This is a genomic window from Nonomuraea sp. NPDC050394, from assembly GCF_044459065.1.
Lineage (GTDB): Bacteria > Actinomycetota > Actinomycetes > Streptosporangiales > Streptosporangiaceae > Nonomuraea.
The window spans coordinates 185,327-202,055 of the sequence record NZ_JBITIO010000009.1; the positions used below are offsets into that span (position 1 = coordinate 185,327).

Annotated in this window: 14 protein-coding genes; 11 read left to right on the plus strand and 3 right to left on the minus strand. The window is 72.7% G+C overall.

The features are described from left to right. Window positions 1-9: 9 nt before the first annotated feature. Window positions 10-1,776 carry a gamma-glutamyltransferase family protein gene (locus ACIBKY_RS32175; protein ID WP_397102479.1) on the minus strand — a complete coding sequence of 589 codons (1,767 nt, stop codon included), beginning with the start codon at window positions 1,774-1,776 and terminating at the stop codon, window positions 10-12. Window positions 1,777-1,903: 127 nt separating this feature from the next. On the opposite strand from ACIBKY_RS32175, the gene ACIBKY_RS32180 reads away from it, so the two are divergent. From ACIBKY_RS32180 to ACIBKY_RS32230, 11 genes are all read left to right on the plus strand, one after another. Beyond that, window positions 1,904-2,563, plus strand: a complete 660-nt coding sequence (locus ACIBKY_RS32180) for a methyltransferase (protein WP_397102481.1) — start codon at window positions 1,904-1,906, stop codon at window positions 2,561-2,563. Further along, the gene (locus tag ACIBKY_RS32185) at window positions 2,560-3,696 is read left to right on the plus strand and encodes a pyridoxal phosphate-dependent aminotransferase (protein ID WP_397102483.1); all 1,137 of its coding nucleotides are present in this window, start codon (window positions 2,560-2,562) and stop codon (window positions 3,694-3,696) included. The genes ACIBKY_RS32180 and ACIBKY_RS32185 overlap by 4 nt, the downstream gene beginning before the upstream one ends. 92 nt (window positions 3,697-3,788) lie before the next feature. After that, on the plus strand, window positions 3,789-4,406 hold the full coding sequence (locus tag ACIBKY_RS32190) for a TetR/AcrR family transcriptional regulator (protein ID WP_397102485.1): 618 nt from the start codon (window positions 3,789-3,791) through the stop codon (window positions 4,404-4,406). Between the two features lie 354 nt (window positions 4,407-4,760). Next, on the plus strand, window positions 4,761-5,558 hold the full coding sequence (locus ACIBKY_RS32195) for an alpha/beta fold hydrolase (RefSeq protein ID WP_397102487.1): 798 nt from the start codon (window positions 4,761-4,763) through the stop codon (window positions 5,556-5,558). Between the two features lie 130 nt (window positions 5,559-5,688). Then, on the plus strand, window positions 5,689-6,801 hold the full coding sequence (locus ACIBKY_RS32200) for a DUF3500 domain-containing protein (RefSeq protein ID WP_397102489.1): 1,113 nt from the start codon (window positions 5,689-5,691) through the stop codon (window positions 6,799-6,801). A gap of 163 nt (window positions 6,802-6,964) precedes the next feature. After that, window positions 6,965-7,849: a YoaK family protein gene (locus ACIBKY_RS32205; protein ID WP_397102491.1), complete on the plus strand. Its 885-nt coding sequence runs from the start codon at window positions 6,965-6,967 to the stop codon at window positions 7,847-7,849. A 529-nt stretch (window positions 7,850-8,378) separates the two neighbouring features. Next, window positions 8,379-9,773, plus strand: a complete 1,395-nt coding sequence (locus ACIBKY_RS32210; protein ID WP_397102493.1) for an MFS transporter — start codon at window positions 8,379-8,381, stop codon at window positions 9,771-9,773. Continuing rightward, entirely contained in the window at window positions 9,770-10,984 is a 1,215-nt protein-coding gene (locus ACIBKY_RS32215; protein ID WP_397102495.1) for an FAD-dependent monooxygenase, read from the plus strand. The genes ACIBKY_RS32210 and ACIBKY_RS32215 overlap by 4 nt, the downstream gene beginning before the upstream one ends. Window positions 10,985-11,062: 78 nt before the next feature. Beyond that, window positions 11,063-12,178: a MerR family transcriptional regulator gene (locus ACIBKY_RS32220; protein ID WP_397102497.1), complete on the plus strand. Its 1,116-nt coding sequence runs from the start codon at window positions 11,063-11,065 to the stop codon at window positions 12,176-12,178. A gap of 97 nt (window positions 12,179-12,275) precedes the next feature. Beyond that, complete coding sequence (locus ACIBKY_RS32225; RefSeq protein WP_397102499.1) at window positions 12,276-12,935, plus strand: class I SAM-dependent methyltransferase; 660 nt, start codon at window positions 12,276-12,278, stop codon at window positions 12,933-12,935. After that, window positions 12,932-13,729, plus strand: a complete 798-nt coding sequence (locus tag ACIBKY_RS32230) for a hypothetical protein (RefSeq protein ID WP_397102501.1) — start codon at window positions 12,932-12,934, stop codon at window positions 13,727-13,729. The genes ACIBKY_RS32225 and ACIBKY_RS32230 overlap by 4 nt, the downstream gene beginning before the upstream one ends. Window positions 13,730-13,815: 86 nt before the next feature. Here the strand turns inward: ACIBKY_RS32230 and ACIBKY_RS32235 are convergent, their stop codons facing one another. Then, window positions 13,816-15,402: a bis-aminopropyl spermidine synthase family protein gene (locus tag ACIBKY_RS32235; protein WP_397102503.1), complete on the minus strand. Its 1,587-nt coding sequence runs from the start codon at window positions 15,400-15,402 to the stop codon at window positions 13,816-13,818. An 81-nt stretch (window positions 15,403-15,483) separates the two neighbouring features. Then, a complete protein-coding gene (locus tag ACIBKY_RS32240) occupies window positions 15,484-16,728 on the minus strand; it encodes an aminotransferase class III-fold pyridoxal phosphate-dependent enzyme (RefSeq protein WP_397102505.1) in 1,245 nt (414 codons plus the stop codon). Between the last annotated feature and the right edge of the window lies 1 nt (window position 16,729).

The window sequence follows — 16,729 nt, forward strand, 5'->3', positions numbered from 1 at the left end:
GTCGTGCCGTCAGCGGCCGGCCGCGTAGCCCTGGGCGCCGCGGGGATTGGCCGCCGCGCGGAGGAACGTGCCGTCGCGGGACACCGCGCTGAGCCTGCCGAGTGACCACCCGTCCTGCGTCTCCACCTCGTGACCGCGGCGGCGGAGCTCCGCCACGACGCCGGGGGCGATCCTGTCCTCGACGTGCATGACGCCGGGGCGGGACGCGCGCGGGTAGAAGGAGCTGGGGAAGTGTTCCGTGTGGAACATCGGGGCGTCGATGGCCTCCTGCAGGTTCAGTCCGCCGCCGTGGACGAGGGCGAGGAAGAAGTTCACGCTCCACTGATCCTGCTGGTCGCCGCCCGGGGTGCCGAAGGCCATCCAGGGCCTGCCCTCGCGCAGGGCGAACGACGGGGACAGGGTGGTGCGGGGCCGGATGCCGGGACGCAGGGAGTTGGGCAGGCCCTCCTGGAGCCAGAACATCTGCGCGCGCGTGCCCAGGCAGAAGCCCAGGGACGGAATCGTGGGAGAGCTCTGCAGCCAGCCGCCGCTCGGGGTGGCGGAGACCATGTTGCCGTACCGGTCGACGACGTCCACGTGGCAGGTGTCCCCGCGTACCCGGCCGTCGGCGCCGACCGTCGGTTCGCCCACGCCGCGGGCACCCGGCGGGCCCACCGGCCCCGGGTAGTCGGGGAGCCGCGGTTTGCGGCCGCCCGGCGAGCCCGGACGTAGGTCGAAGGAGGCTTCCGTGCCGACGAGGCGGCGGCGCTCGGCGTTGTAGGCGTCGCCGAGCAGGTCGCCCATGGGGACGTCCGGCGTGTCGCCGTACCATGCCTCGCGGTCGGCGAAGGCCAGTTTGGCGCACTCGATCACCGTGTGGATGTAGTCGGCGCTCAGGTGGCCCATCGCGGTCAGGTCGTAGCCGGACAGCAACGCGAGCTGCTGAAGGAAGGCCGGACCCTGACCCCACGGCCCGGTCTTGCACACCGTGTGGCCGTGATAGTCGAACCTCAGCGGCTCCTCCACGGTCGCCGACCACGAGGCGAGGTCGTCGCCGGTGAGCAGCCCGCCGTGCACCTCGCCCGAGCTGTCACGCCACGCGGTCGTGGTGCTGAACTCGGCGATCGCCTCGGCGACGAAGCCGCGGTACCAGGCGTCGCAGGCATGGGCGATCTGCGCCTCCCTGGTGCTGCCGACGGCCTCGGCGACGATGCGGCGATAGGTGGCGGCGAGCACGGGGTTCGTCAGCCGCGACCCGGGCGCGGGCACCTTCCCACCGGGCAGCCACGTCGCCGCGGAGGTCGGCCAGTCGCCGGTGAACAGCTGCTCGACCGTCTCGATGGTGGCCGCGATGCGATCCAGGACGGGCACGCCGTGCTCCGCGTAGTGGATCGCGGGTTCGAGCACCTCGGCGACCGACCAGGTGCCCCAGCGCTCCAGCATGAGCATCCAGCCGCCGAACGCCCCGGGCACCGTGGCGGCGAGCAGGCCGGTGCCCGGCATGACCTCGACGCCGAGGCCGGTGAGGCGGTCGATGCTCGCCGAGCCGGGAGCGACGCCCTGGCCGCAGACGACGGACACCTTCCGCGCGGACTCGTCCCAGAGCAGGATCGGCACCTCGCCGGCCGGCCCGTTGAGGTGTGGTTCGGCCACCTGAAGGACGAATCCGGCCGCGACCGCCGCGTCGAACGCGTTGCCGCCGCCTTCGAGCACGCTCATGCCTGTGGCGGAGGCCAGCCAGTGGGTGCTGGCGACCATTCCGAAACTTCCCGCCAGTTCGGGCCGGGTGGTGAACACACTGGATCCTTTCGGCTGCGGCGGATCGATGGGGTTCGTCGAGCCCGCGTCATTGTAGGCGGACGTCTGAGGCGTTATGGTCATCTCATCTGAGAACAGTATCTCATTTGAGAATGGAGCAACTATCATGTTCATTGCTGCGGCGACGGACAGCGTGTTCATCGCCCCGGGCTGGGACCGGGTGACGGCGGAGGAGACCCGCCGGCTGGGTGAGGTGCCGGCCGCCGACGTCGGCGACGCACTGCAGCGGATGACCGTCATGGACGGCGGCATCCGGCTGTTCACCGAGCGCGCCGCGCTCCTCGGGAACGCCCTGCCGGTCGACGTCCGCTCGGGTGACAACCTGGCCATCCACCGGGCGCTCGACGAGGCCCGGCCAGGCGACGTCCTGGTCGTCAACGGGCACGGGGACATGACCCGTGCGCTGATCGGCGGCCTCATCGGCGAGATCATGGTCAACGCCGGAGTCGTCGGCGCGGTGGTCGACGGCGCCGTCCGCGACGTCCAGACGCTGTCGGAGATGGGCCTGCCCGTGTACGCGCGGGCGATCACCCCCGCCGGGCCCTTCAAGAACGGCCCTGGCGCCATCGGAGCCCCGGTGGCGGTCGGCGGCGTGGTGGTGGCGGCGGGCGACGTGCTCGTCGGTGACGCCGACGGCGTCGTCATCGTCCCGCGGGACCGGGTGAAGGGGGTCGTGGCCGCGATCGACGGGATCGTCGAGAAGGAGGAGGCGCTCCGGCAGCGCATCCTGGCCGTGCGCTCCGCGCGTGCGGCGGTGGCCCGGTGACCGCCTTCCGGATGGAGGAACTGCGCCGGCTCTCGCGGCGCCCGGCCCTCGCCCCGGCACCGCCGGGAGCCGTCTCCCTCGCCATGGGTGAGCCGGACTTCCCGACGCCGGCGCCGGTGGTCGAGGCCGCCGTGGCCGCCCTGCGCGGGGGACACACCCACTACGCCGACCAGAAAGGCCTGCGGGAACTGCGTGCCGCGCTCGCCTCCGGGCTGCCGGCGCGTCCCGGCCGGACCTGGACCGCCGACGACGTCGTGATCACCCACGGCGCCACCGCGGCCCTGGCGGCCGTCGTGCTCGCGATGGTCGGCCCCGGCGACCGCGTGGTCATCCCGGAGCCCGCCTACTCGCTCTACGCCGACCTGGTCGTCCTCGCCGGAGGCACCGTGGACTACGTCCCGCTCGCCCCGGACCTGCATTGGGACCTCGACGCGCTGGCCGCGGCGCTTCCCGGCGCCACGATGATGATCTTCTCGAATCCCTCGAACCCGACCGGCATCGTGCACGGCGAGCAGGAGCTCAAGGCACTCGGGGAGATCCTCGACGGCTCCGACGTCCTGGTCGTCAGCGACGAGGCGTACCACCGGCTGGTCTATCCGGGGCACGTGTTCACCTCGGCGCTGGAGATCGAATCGCTGCGGGACCGGACGGTCTACGTGCAGACGTTCTCCAAGACGTACGCGATGACCGGGTGGCGGGTGGGGTACCTGGCCGGGCCGCGCGAGGCGGTGGACGCGGCGGCGCGCGTGCACCGGACCTGCGACGGCTCGTTGAACACGGCGGTCCAGTACGCGGCACTCGCCGCCCTCGACCTGCCGGACGGCGTCGTCGATGCCATGGTCGACAGGTACCGGCGGCGCCGCGAGCTCGTGGTCGCGTACCTGTCCGGCGTTCCCGGCCTGCACCTGGCTCCGCCCGAGGGGGCGTTCTACGGGTTCCTCCGCTACGACGCCGGCCTGCCCTCCGAGGTGGTCGCCCGCGAACTCGCCGAGCGGAAGGTGATGGTCCGGGCCGGCGCCGAGTACGGGCCTTCGGGCGAGGGGCACGTACGGATCTCGTTCGCGGCCTCCGAGGACGACCTGCGGACCGGGCTGGCCCGCGTCGTCGGTCATCTGGGCGGTGCGAGATCCTGACGCGGCCGGTCCCCGCGGGTCCGGGCGGTCGAACGGGGGCCACCCGGACGGGATATCCTTCGCCTGCACTTCGATGAGGGCGGAGGAGGCCTGTGACCGATCAGCAGGACGCCCCACGTGGGGAGGGCAAACTGCGTAGCGACACCCGCCGCAACCGCCGGCGCCTCCTCGAGGCCGTCGGAGAGCTCGCCCGGGAAGCTCCCGACCAGCTCACCATGCAGGCCGTCGCGTCCCGGGCGGAGATCGGCCCGGCCACCGCCTACCGCTACTACTCCACCGTGGACGACGTGCTCGCGGCCTATGTGCTCAGCGTCGTCGAGGAACTCCGCGACTTCACCGCGGCCTCGGCCGCGGAAGGGCAGCCGCTGTTCGACTCCGTCGTGGACAAATGGGTGGACCTGCTCGCCGAGCACGGCCCGGCGCTGGTGCAGATCCGATCCCGGCGGGGCTACCTGGAGCGGCTCCACAACGGGAACGAGATCATCACCGCCCTGCGTGACGCCTGGGCCGAGCCGGTGCGCGGGCTGCTCGCCGACATCGGCCTCCCGGACGACATAATCGAGTACGCCCTGTTCCTTAACAACATGATGTACGACCCGCGGGAAATCCAGGATCTGCTGCAGGAGACGGATCTGTCCCGCCGGGAGGTCATCACCCGGCTGACCGAGGCCTACCGCGGCGCGTTGCGCGGGTGGGCGCGCGCGGGCTGATCGCCGGGGGCATCGCCCCGGATCGGATGAATTCGGCTGTTCGCCTGGCGGGCGTCGCGGGCGCCGCCATGCCGAGGGGTCGGCAGGGCGCCGCAGTACCAACGGGCCGGTAGGGCGCCGCCGTACCAACGGGCCGGTTTTGGAAGGGCGCGCCGACAGCGATCGCCGGCAGCGCCACCGAGCCCACGTCACATCACCCGGACTCCGCCGCGGTGTCTGCCGTGCCCTGCGCGCATCATGAAGCCGGGCAGCTCTCATCATGGGATGCGGGCCTCCCTAAACAAGCAGTGAAGTGATACGCTCATCTCAAATCAGATAAGTGTCTACATATCGTGTCGACGAAGGGGGCCACCAGTGGCCACTCATCAGGTAAAGCGCGAACCCGCCACCTCCATACGCGCGGGTGAGCTCGAAGTCGGATACATCGATGGCGGCAGCGGTGTGCCGCTCGTGCTCGTTCATGGCGGAGAGAGCGACCGGACCCAGTTCGCGACACTCCGCACGCACCTCGGCGCGGGAATCCGGGCGATCTCCTACGATCAACGCGATTCGGGGATCACCGTGAACCCGCCGGTTCCGTACACGCTGGGCGACCTCGCCGATGACCTCGTCGCCCTGCTGGACGCGCTGGGGCTCCAGCGCGCGCACCTGTTGGGCACCTCCTTCGGCGGCGCCGTCGCGCAGCACGTCGCGCTCCGGCACCCTGAGCGGGTCGCATCCCTCACCCTGGTCGCCACCACGCCGAGCTACGCGATGTGCGTCGAGGCGGTGGACGAGCTGCTGGCCATGTCCCACGACGACCGGCAGAACGCGGTCTCCGGCTTCTTCCTCACCCCCGAAGGCCAGGCCGACCTGCGCACCCGGGCCGCCCAGACGCTCACCGTCCGCGACCCCGAACAGAGCGCCCGCCGCCACGCCGTCGCCCGGCAGCACGAGGTACGCGAGCGCCTCGGGGAGATCGCCGCACCCACCCTGATCGTGCACGGTACGGCGGACCAGCTGGCCCCCTACGCCGGCGCCGTTCTGATGGAGCAGCGGATCCCCGACGCCGAACTGCGTTCGATCGAGGGCGGGCGGCACGCGATCACGATGGAGTTCGCGGACCCGATCGCCCGCTGGGTACGCGAGTTCCTCAAGGTGACGGCGGCGTGAACGGCACCACTTCCGCCCGCGTCCGGCGAGCCCGGGTGGCAGAGGCGAGCACCGCCGGACGGGCTCCGCACGTGCGCGGCGCGGCGTCCCTCGCGGCGTTCGGGCCGGCACAGGTTGAGCGGGGGCAGCGGTGATCGACGCCGGCCGCGAGGTCGCGAACCGGATGGCCGAGGCGGCCCAGGCGTGGCTGGCGTCCCTGAACGCGGACCAGCTCGCGATCGCGGCCGGACCGCCGCCGGGCGCCGACGGCTCGGCCGACGCCGAACGCACCCGCTGGTACTACACGCCCACCGATCACGGCGGCCTCACCTTCCACCAGCAGCGCCCCGCCCAGCACCGGCTGGTGATGCGGCTGGTCGCGAGCGGGCTGTCCGAAGCCGGGTACACCACCGTCGCCACCGTGCTCGGCCTGGAGAACGTGCTCGACCGCGTCGAGGGCTTCTCGGTGTACTGGGGACGGGAACGTTCCCGCGACCCCGGCATGTACTACCTGAGGGTCTTCGGCGAGCCCGGCGGGCGGCGGCCGTGGGGATGGCGGTTCGGCGGCCATCACGTCTCGCTCAACTACCTCGTGGTGGACGGGCGCGTCGCCGCCACCACCCCGTGTTTCCTGGGCGCCGACCCGGCCGCGTCGCCACTGCTGGGCGGCGCGACGCTGCGCCCATTGGGAACGGCCGAGGACCTGGCCCGCGAGCTGGTCCGCTCCCTGCGCCCCGAGTCCGCCGCCCGCGCGGTGCTGCTGGGACGCGCCCCCAACGACATCGTGGCGGGCAACAGCGACCGGATCGGCGACCGCGTGGTGAGGCGCAGCGAACTCTGGCGCCCCGGCGGGCACACCCCGGACGGTGCCGGGAACCCGGCCACCGGCCTCTACGGTACGGACCGGCAGGCGCTGGCCCTCACCCCGGCGCCCAAGGGCGTGCCGGGCGCCGAGCTGGACGCCACGCAGCGGGAACTTCTGCGCGCCCTGCTCGGCACCTACCTCGACCGCGTCCCCGGCGAGCTGTCCCCGCTGCCCCGCTACGACGACCCGGCGGCGCTGGACGCCGTGCACCTCGCCTGGGCCGGCTCGACCACGGCGGGCGAGCCGCACTACTACCGCCTGCAGGGCCCGCGGCTGCTCGTCGAGTGGACCAACATCCACCGCGGCGTCAACCACGCCCACGCCGTGTGGCGGGATCCGGAGAGTGACTTCGGCGGCGACGTCCTCGCCGCCCACCACGCCGCCCACCACCGGCCATAGGACGAGATGTGAACGACATGTCCGGTCAACCGCCACCGACCGACGCTCTCCGCCGCACACCGCAGAGATCCTTCAGCGTGTACGCGTGGCCCGTACCGGAGCAGGGTGTGACCGCGTTCGCGGCGGCGAACCCGCGCGGCGCCCGGGATCACGCGGCAAGGCCATGAGCGACATCGCCTGCGGCACCAGCACCAATGCCAACATCCGCCCTAGCGCCAGCACCGGCACCAGCGCCACGGCCACCACCCACACCCACGCCACCACCCGCACCCACGCCACCATCCACACCCACACCCACACCCACACCCACACCCACGCCACCACCCGCACTCGTGTCACCACCCGTGACCCTGCCCGTGCGGGCATGCGCGGCCGGCTTTTGCGATGGCGGGTCACGACGCTGGGCCTGATGCTCGCCCTCACCTTCGCGACGGGCGTCGTCGACGCTGTCGGGTACCTGCGCCTGGACCAGGTGTTCGCGGGCAACATGACCGGCAACGTGGTCATCCTCGGCATGGCGGCCATCGGCGGGACGGGGCTGCCCGTGCTCGGTCCGATCGTGGCGCTGGTGTCCTTCGTCGCCGGCGCGGCCGTGGCCGGGCGGGTGCTGCGTACCGCCGCCCCGGGCTGGAGCGGCAGGTGCACCGGTCTGCTGGGAGGTGTCGGGCTGGTTCTGGCCGCCACGGCGGTCGGCCTGTCCGTCATCGGGACGGGCAGCCCCGCCGCCCGCGCGTCGATGGCGGCCTCGCTCGCCCTTGCCATGGGGGTGCAGGCGGCGACGGCGCGCCACCTGGGGGTGAAGGACGTCACCACCGTGGTCGTCACCTCCACGCTGACCGGCCTGGCAGCGGACTCACGGCTGGGGGCGGCCCGCGGTCAAGGGGCACTGCGCCGGGGCGCGGCCGTCACCCTCATGATCGTCGGAGCGGTGACCGGCGCGGCGCTGTGCCTGGTGCACGAAGGGCTCGCGGTGGCGGTGGCGGCGCTCGTCGTGCTGACCGTGACCGGCCTCGGCCACGCGTACGCCCCGCCCGGTACGTCACCCTGACCGCCCATACCCACGCTCGGCACCCGCCCCAATCCCATGTCCGGCACCACACCTGACCACCCGTATCCATGTCCGGCACCCGCCCTGACCGCCCCGTACCCATGCTCGGCACCACACCCTGACCGCGTTCGCGCCATCGCCCTCGGAGACCTGTGATGAAGATCCCGCGAAGCCCACCGCCAAGATCCACGACCTGACCACCGCGCCATCGACGGCCCGCGCGCCCGCGCGATCGGCCGTCGCGATCGGCCACCGGCTGCCCGGCGGCTTCGCCCTCGACATCGGCGGCGGCCCGCACGACGCCGGTCGCTGCCGAGGTTGCCGCCCTTCGCGGGATCGATCCTGGCCATCGCGAAGCCCGGCTCCCGAAGACCCTTGGGCCCGCACCGGCACGCCCGCCGCGCGGCGGCGGGTGTGCTCGCGGCGGGCTTCGTACTTCGCGCTCGCGGCGTGAGTACTCCCGGCGAGGCGGCGGCGTTACGCGCGCCGCCGACCTCCTACTCGCCCGGAAACGAGGAAAGGACCTTCCATGACCACACCCCTGGCTCCCCCGATCCGCATGGGGAAGGCCGCCGTCGTGGCCCTCGGCATGCTGGCAGCCGTCACCGGTGTCCTTGAGTCGGTGGTGGCACCGACGCTCCCGCTGCTGCAACGCGAACTGTCCATCAATCCCACCCAAGGCGCGCTGCTCAGCACCGCGATGCTCATCACGGGTGCTCTCGTCGCGCCCGTCGCGGGCAATCTCGGCGACCGCTACGGCGGGAAATGGGTCCTGGTCCGGCTGATGGCGGTGGTCTCGGCCGGAGGCCTGGTGTCCTCGCTGGCGCCGAACATGGCGGTGCTGCTGCTCGGTCAGGTACTGCAGGGCGCGATGGTGGGCACGCTGCCCCTCTCGATCATCCTGGTACGCAAGTACCTCTCGCAGGGAGAGTCCCAGGTGGCCATCGGGGTGGTCAGCGGGTTGTTCATCGGCGGCGGCATGCTGGGCACGCTGATCGCCGGACCCATCGCGGAAGGGCTGTCCCGGCACTGGATGTTCGCGATTCCGACGTTCGCGGTCGTCGTGACGACCCTGTTCGTCCACAAGCTGATGCCGCACGATCCGCCCGCCCGGTCGGACGCCAGGATCGACTGGCCAGGACTGGTTCTCCTGAGCGGTGTTCTCCTGACGCTCATGCTCGGGCTCTCGATGGCACCCGAGATCGGCAGCCGGCCGCTCGTGCTCGGCGCCGTCGTCGTGCTCCTGGCCGTCCTCGTGGCCGGATGGATCTACGTTGAACGCCGCTCGCCCGCGCCGATGGTCGATCTGCGGCTGCTCACCAAGCCCGCGATATGGAGCTCCTACGTGATCACATTCGCGGTCTGCGTGGGTACCGCGGTGTCGATGTTCCTCGTTCCGCAGCTGTTCTCGCTGTCCGCCGACGGATACGGCTTCGCGGCCAGTTCCACCGACATCGGGCGGTACCTGTTGCCCGGCGCCATCGCGGCGGCGATCAGCGGGCCGCTGGGCGGCGTCGTGGCGCGGCGATTCGGGGCGAGTGTCGTGGTCAGCGCCGGCGTCGGCGTCATGGCGGCGACGCTGCTCACCCTGGCGTTCCTGCACAGCGAGGTCTGGCACCTCGTCGTCGGCAAGGCGCTGATCGCCCTGGCCAGCGGTGTCTGCATCACGGCGATGGTCGTCAAGACCGCCACCTCCGTCGATCACGGCAACACCGGCACCGCCACCAGCCTGGTCCTGGTGACCCGCGTGATCGGCTTCGCCACGGGCGCGCAGGTCAGCGGTGCCTTCCTCACCGCCGGGACCGCCGCCGGGTCGAGTGTCCCCGCCGAATCGGCCTACGTCACCGGCTTCGTCATCGCCGGCGTCGTCACGGCGCTGTCCCTGCTTGCCGTCCGTACCATGAGCAAAGGAGTCAAGGAATGAACCGCACTGATCTGAGGCGCAAGGTCCTGATATCGGGGGCGAGCATCGCGGGGCCCGCCCTCGCGTTCTGGCTGAACCGCCACGGATACGCGGTCACGGTGGTGGAGAAGGCGGGCACGCTCCGTGCCGGCGGTTACCCCATCGACGTGCGTGGCACCGCGCTGGAGGTCGTCCGAAGGATGGGGATCCTGCCGCGGCTGCGGGACGCCCACATCGACCTGCGCCGGCTGACCTTCCTCGACGGGGACGGCGGTGAGGTGGCCTCGATCCATCCGCACGCCGTCACCGGCGGTGTCGCGGGCAAGGACCTGGAGGTGCGGCGCGGGGATCTGACCAACGCTCTCTACGCGGCGGTCCGTGATGACGTGGAGTTCCTGTTCAACGACTCCATCGACACCCTCGACCAGTCCGGCGACGGGGTCGACGTCACCTTCCGCGGGGGCGGCAGCCGTACGTTCGACATCGTGGTCGGCGCGGAGGGCATGCACTCACGCACGCGGGAGATGCTGTTCGGGCCGGAAGAGCGCTTTCACCGCTACCTCGGCTACTGCTTCGCCGTGTTCACCATGCGCAACACCTTCGGGCTCGCCCACGAGACCGTGATGTGGAACACCCCGGGCAGGGCCGCGGCCCTCTACGCCGTGGGGGACAACGACGACGTGCACGCCTTCCTGAACTTCGCCCGGCCGGAACCGCCGTTCGACGCGTTCCCGGACCCGGAGGCGCAGCGGAACCTGGTCGCCTCCGTCTTCGCCGACGCGGGATGGGAGGTACCGGGCATGCTGGCCGCCATGCGCGAGGCGGACGACGTGTTCTTCGACGCCGTCAGCCAGATCCGCATGCCCAGCTGGTCCAGCGGCAGGGTCGCGCTGGTGGGCGACGCCGCGTACGCGCCCTCCTTCCTTACCGGGCAGGGCACCAGCCTCGCGCTCGTCGGCGCGTACATGCTCGCCGGTTCTCTCGCCGGCCGGGACCACGCCGCGGGCCTAGCCGCCTACGAGCACGGCACCCGTGAGTTCGTGACCATGAACCAGGGACTGGTCGGCGAGGGCGGCGCCACACTCTTCCCGACCACGGCGGAGGCCCTGGAGCAGCGCAACGACAGGCTCCGCAAGCTCAGCGCCATCCCCACGCCTGAGCCACGACCGGCCCATTCGGCCCTCACCCTGCCCGAATTCACGCCCACGGAGCCGGGGTACGCGCGCCGATGACCGGTGCCACCGGCGGTCAGGACCGGCTTCCGGCCGCCGGTTGACCCTCACGCGGCGTGAGGCGGCATAGTCGATGCCGTGGAGGATCACTGGACCGTGGGGCACGTGGCCGGGCTGGCCGGCGTGAGCGTCCGCACGCTGCATCACTACGACGAGATCGGCCTCGTCCGGCCGTCGGCGCGGACCTCGGCCGGGTACCGGGCCTATTCGGCGGCGGACGTGGAGCGGCTGCGGGAGGTGCTGGCCTACCGGCGGCTGGGCTTCGGGCTGCGGGAGGTCGCGGAACTGGCCGGCGACCCGTCCACCGACGCGGTCGCGCACCTGCGCCGGCTGCGTGGCCTGCTGCTGGAGCGGCGCGATCGCGCCGACGCCATGGTGGCGGCCATCGACAGGGAACTCGAGGCACGGGCGAAGGGACTGAAGGTGACACCGGAGGAACAGTTGGAGGTGCTCGGCGCACGGCTGTACGACGCGATCGGCGGCGCCTACACCGCGACGCGGCGGACCGACCCGCGGATCGCCGCGCAGATCTGGGACGCGCTCGGTGACGCCGGGACGGTGCTGAACGTCGGCGCGGGCACCGGCTCCTACGAGCCCGCCGATCGCGACGTGACCGCGGCGGAGCCGTCGGCGGTCATGCGGGCGCAGCGGCCCGCCGGGTCGGCGCCGTGCGTGGCCGCCGCCGCGGAGAACCTGCCGTTCGAGGACCAGTCCTTCGACGCCGCGATGGCCGTCTCCACCGTTCACCACTGGGGGGACCCGATGGCGGGGCTGCGCGAGATGCGGCGCGTGGCCCGTCGCGTGGTGGTGCTCACGTTCGACACCGACGAGCCGGGCTGGCAGGACCGGTTCTGGCTGACCCGCGACTACCTGCCGGAGTTCGCCGGAGTCCTCGCGGAGTTTCCCTCGCTGGCCGGGATGGCCGGCGCGATCGGCGCCCGCGCCGAGCCGGTGCCCATCCCGTGGGACTGCGCCGACGGCCTCTTCGAGGCGTACTGGCGCCGGCCGGGGGCGTACCTGGAGGATCACGTGCGCCGGGCGATGTCGGTGTGGACGAAGGTCGGGCCGCGGGCCGAGCGGCGGGCGGTGCGAAGCCTCGGCGAGGACCTCGGCTCCGGCCGGTGGGCCGAGCGCAACGGCGACTTCGCCGGCCTCGACGCGGCCGATCTCGGCCTCCGCCTGCTCGTGGCCTGAACCGTCCGGCGCATGTGCCGTTCACGTGGTTCTTGCCCGGTTTCGGGGGCGGGTGCGATGCTGCTCCCCGCATGATCGTGACCGAGGGGAGCGCGGGATGGATGACCTCGGGCCGCCGTCGTGGGGAGTTCTGGACCGGGCCGGGCCCTTCAGCGACTGCTTCGGCTACGACCGTGGCACCCCCATCGACCGCCGCCACATCGACGCCTTCCTGACCGCCGCCGCCCACCTGATCCGCCCGCCGCTCCTGGAGGTCGGGGAGAACGTCTACGCCCGGCGGTTCGCGGGCGACTCGGCGCGGACCGACGTCGTGGACATCGACCCGGACAACGAGGACGCCACGCTCGTCGCCGACCTGGCGGAGCACGGGTCCCTGCCCGCCGCGCGCTATCGCTGCGTCCTGCTCATCCAGACCCTCCAGTACGTGCGCGATCCCCGCGCGGCGCTGGTCAACGTGCGGCGCAGCCTGGTACCCGGCGGCAGCCTGCTGGTGACGGTGCCGGGGATCAGCCGTACCGATCCGGTGGACGACGCGCTCATGGCCGACCGGTGGAGGTTCACCCCGGCGGGGCTGCGCGACCTGCTGGCCGAGGTGTTCGGGCCCGGCTCCGTACAGTGCCGCGGGTACGGCGGGCTGCGCGGCGCCACGGCCTTCCTGTACGGCCTGGCCGCCGAGGAGAGCGGCCCGCTGGAAGAGGACGGAGACGGCGCGGAGTTCCCCATCGTGGTCTGCGGCACCGCGCTGGCCGGTCCGTGAGCGCGGAACCGACCCCGGCGCCCGGGGTGATCCTCGTCGACGGGGCAGCCGACGACCTGCTCGCGACCTTGGTACGCGCCCTGCGGCGGTTGTGCGCGGGGGAGCGGGCGCGCCACCTGCGGGCACCGCCCGTCCTCGCCGCCGCGGTGGCGGAGCGGGCGGGTTACGCCGCGTCCTTCCCCCATCTGCTCGCCGCGGTCAGCCGGGACGGCGCCGCCACGGACCTGGTGCTGACACCGGCGGCCTGCCACCACGTGTATCCGCGCTACGAGGGCCGCACACTCGCCGGGCCGGAGGAACTGAGCGTGGTCGCCGACTGCTTTCGCCAGGAGGCCACGACGGAGCCCGGCCGGCTCAGGTCCTTCCGCATGTACGAGACGGTCCTGCTGGGCACACCCGAGCAGTGCCTGACCTGGCGCGATGACCGCCTCGACCGGCTCACCCGCTGGCTGGAGGCCCTGGGCCTGCGGCCGGTGACCCGCCCGGCGAACGACCCGTTCTGGGGACGGACGGGGAAGCTGCTGGCCGCCGCGCAACAGGCCGACGGGCTCAAGTGGGAGCTCGCGGCCGACGTCGCGACGGGCGTCCGTCAGGCGGTGATGTCGGTGAACTACCACAAGGAGCACTTCGGAGCGGCGTTCGGCATCCGGGCCGCCGACGGTGCGCCCGCCCACACCGCCTGCGTCGGCGTCGGCCTGGAGCGGCTGCTGCTGGCCCTGCGACACATCCACGGCCCCGATCCGGAGCGCTGGCCCGCCCCGGTGGCCGCCGCCCTGACGCCAAAGCCGCCCTGACGCCAAAGCCGCCCTGACGCCAAAGCCGCGCTGACGCCGTAGGCCGCGCTGAGGCCGTGGTCGCGGGCGGAGGACGTGCGGCCTGGTCAGGTCGCCTCGGCTGCCTCGGCCGCCTCGCGCAGGGTCGTGCGGACGGCCTCGCCCAGTTCGGCCAGGCGGTGGAGCGGGAGCTCAAGCGCGGTGACCTCGTCGGCCCAGGGAGCGATCCGCAGGACGAGGTCGCGGGCCTGCCGCTTGGTCAGCCCGTCATGGGCACGGATCAGCCCTTCCCGCCAGGTGTTGATGAGTTTGCCGTGGGCCCGGTCGAGAAGCCGGCGCAGCAGAAGCCCGGCGGGGTCGTCGGCGGGCGGACGCCGTACCGCGTCGATGGCGGTGTCCTGGACGGTGATCGTGTAGACCGGCGACAGCAGCGCGGCGGTCTCCGTCACGTCGCCCGGGGGCTCGGCGGGGAAGGCGCGGACCTGGCCCGCCCTGGCCGCGAGCAGCAGGCGGGGCAGCGCCGTCTCCAAACCGGCGGGTACGGCGACGGCCACCCGCTCCGGCGCGGCCGCGTACGGCTTGGCCAGCCAGGTCGCCAGGCGCACCCGCGGCGTCTGCGGCAGGAAACCGGCGGGCCAGTCGCCCACCAGCAGATCCGGGGCGAAGCCGCCGGCCTGCTTGAGCAAGCGCTCGTCACCGGCGCCGGCCTTGCTCTCCACCGACTGCGGCCCGTGCGTGTAGATGGCGGCGGCGAACCGCTCCACCCGGGCGGCCACGGCGGGCTTGGTCTTCGTGGTGGGGCGCAGGATGTAGAGGTCGGCGGCCGACCCGATGGCTTCCGCCCCGAAATAGCGATTGAGATCGGGATACATGGCCTCGTAGGCCATGTTGAGGTCGTGCAGGGAGGTCTGCACCTTCAGGGCGAGCATCGGCGTGCGCTCACTCGCCCCGTACGCCAGCATCACCCGCCCCTGCTCCGGATCCCGGAGCCCCTCCACACACCGGGCGACGAACAGGCCGATGCCCTCCGGGGTGTAGGGCGGGTCCGTCACGGTCACGTCGGCGTACCCATGGAGAGAGGACGGCAGGCTCAGCCGCAGGTCGGCCCACCGTGTACGCACCGACAGGCCGAGCTCGGCCGCGCACCGGTCGATGTAGGCCAGGATGCGCTCGTCGATGTCGGCCACCGCGACGTCCACCCCGGGATACAGGGAGGCGATGGCGAGCGAGGTCAGGTCGTGGTCGCCGACGCACAGCACGCGCGTCCCGGGCGGCCAGGATCGCGCCCCGAGCAGCAGCGCCCGCCGCACCACGGTCTCCGGGGTGGCGGAGACGTGGTCGAGCGCCTGCCGTGCCCGCGGCGCCCCCGCGATCAGCTTCCCCATCCGCTCCACCACGTCCGCGTGGCCGGGCAGGAGATGGTCGACGGGCCCGGCGGCGCTGACGGGAGGGTCACCGGCGCCGAGCAGGTCACGCACACGATCGGGGGACAGGCGGTAGCGGTCGCCGGAGCGTTCCGGGCCCACTTCGCGGAGCATGGCCTCGATCGAGCGCCTGGAGACGGCCGTCCGTCGCACCAGATCGGGAAGTGCCCACCACGAGCCGTCGCCCAGCACGGTCAGCACCTCGGCGGCGCGCCTCGGGTCCAGGCCGGTCGCCGCCGCCAGGTCACGTACGTTCTGCTCCTCGTCCACAGCGGAACCCTAACGGGGCTCGCGGGTATGCGCGATCAAGCCGTGGAGCTATGCGCGATCAAGCTGCGGAGCTATCTGCGATCAAGCCGCGGAGCGCCACCAGCGCTCGACCGTCGCGCGCGTGGCGGCGAAGTGCTCGCCGGCGTAGCGGACGGCCGCCTCCGTGCCGTCTCCGCGTGCCCCCGTGCCCGTGCGGGGCAGCGCGCGGGCGGCCGCGTCCAGGAAGCCGGAGATGTCGACGTCCGTCAGCGCCGCCGAGGGCATGAACCGCTGGCCGTACGCCATCGGGTAGCCGCTGTCCCGCAGCGAGGCGAAGAAGCGCTGTCCCAGGTCCGGATCGGCGAAGACGACGTCGAACATGGTCGGCCAGGCACGCGCCCACGCCGCCACGGACGCCTCGTCGAACAGGCCGTCCAGCCCGCGCATGAGCCGCTCGCCCGCCGCCCGCATCGCCTCGACCACGGCCCCGCCGGCACTCGCGTCCAGCGTCGCCAGCGCCGCGGCGAAGGGCGTGGTCTCCCTCTGGTAGGTGTTGCCCAGGTGTGTACGGCGGGCCGCCTCCATGACCTCCGAGTCCCCGGCGACGGCGGAGAGCGCGAACCCGTTGGCCAGGCCCTTGCTCAGCGTGATCAGGTCGGGGGTCAGCCCCGCCGCGGCGTGGTAGCCGCCCCAGGCGTAGCGGAAGCCGGTCATGACCTCGTCCACGATGACCAGGCCGCCGTGGGCGCGGGCGATGCGCTCGATCTCGCGGGCGAACGCGGGCGGGAAGACGTTCACCTCGGGTGTCACGATCACCGCGGCCAGGTCGCCGCGCCGGTGCGCCAGCCGTTCGAGCAGGTCCAGGTCGTAGCCGAAGTCAGCGGTGTCGGGGTCGCGGTCGGCCAGCCCCATCGCGGGGCGGTACTGCAGTTGCCAGTCGTGCCATCCGTGGTAGCCGGAGGTGAGCACGGTACGGGCGCCGGTGTGCAGCCGCGCCAGGCGGACGGCGGCGGTCGTCGCGCAGGACCCGGTCCGGAAGAACTCGACGGCCCGCGCGCACGGGAAGATCCCGGTGATCCGGCGGGCCACCTCCTCGCGCAGCGGTGAGGTCGCCTCCGGCAGGATGCCCGCGCGGTGCATCTCCGCGACCGCCGCGTCCACCACCGGGCGGTACCCGGCGCCGAGCGGCGCGGCGCCGCTGCACGACGACAGGTCCACGTGGCAGCGGCCCTGCGTGTCCCACACCCGCGTGCCGGAGGCCCGCTCGAAGGCCGGTCCCGAGCCGGGCAACGCCAGCGCGCTCGCCCGCCCGTCCGGGGCGATGGAGGTGGCAGTCGTTCTGGCCATG

Bases quoted from the DNA above. Each gene is read 5' to 3' on its own strand.
- ACIBKY_RS32215 (WP_397102495.1), top strand. From the start codon at position 9,770: ATGAACCGCACTGATCTGAGGCGCAAGGTCCTGATATCGGGGGCGAGC.
- ACIBKY_RS32240 (WP_397102505.1), bottom strand. From the start codon at position 16,728: ATGGCCAGAACGACTGCCACCTCCATCGCCCCGGACGGGCGGGCGAGC.
- ACIBKY_RS32225 (WP_397102499.1), top strand. From the start codon at position 12,276: ATGGATGACCTCGGGCCGCCGTCGTGGGGAGTTCTGGACCGGGCCGGG.
- ACIBKY_RS32210 (WP_397102493.1), top strand. From the start codon at position 8,379: ATGACCACACCCCTGGCTCCCCCGATCCGCATGGGGAAGGCCGCCGTC.
- ACIBKY_RS32205 (WP_397102491.1), top strand. From the start codon at position 6,965: ATGAGCGACATCGCCTGCGGCACCAGCACCAATGCCAACATCCGCCCT.
- ACIBKY_RS32180 (WP_397102481.1), top strand. From the start codon at position 1,904: ATGTTCATTGCTGCGGCGACGGACAGCGTGTTCATCGCCCCGGGCTGG.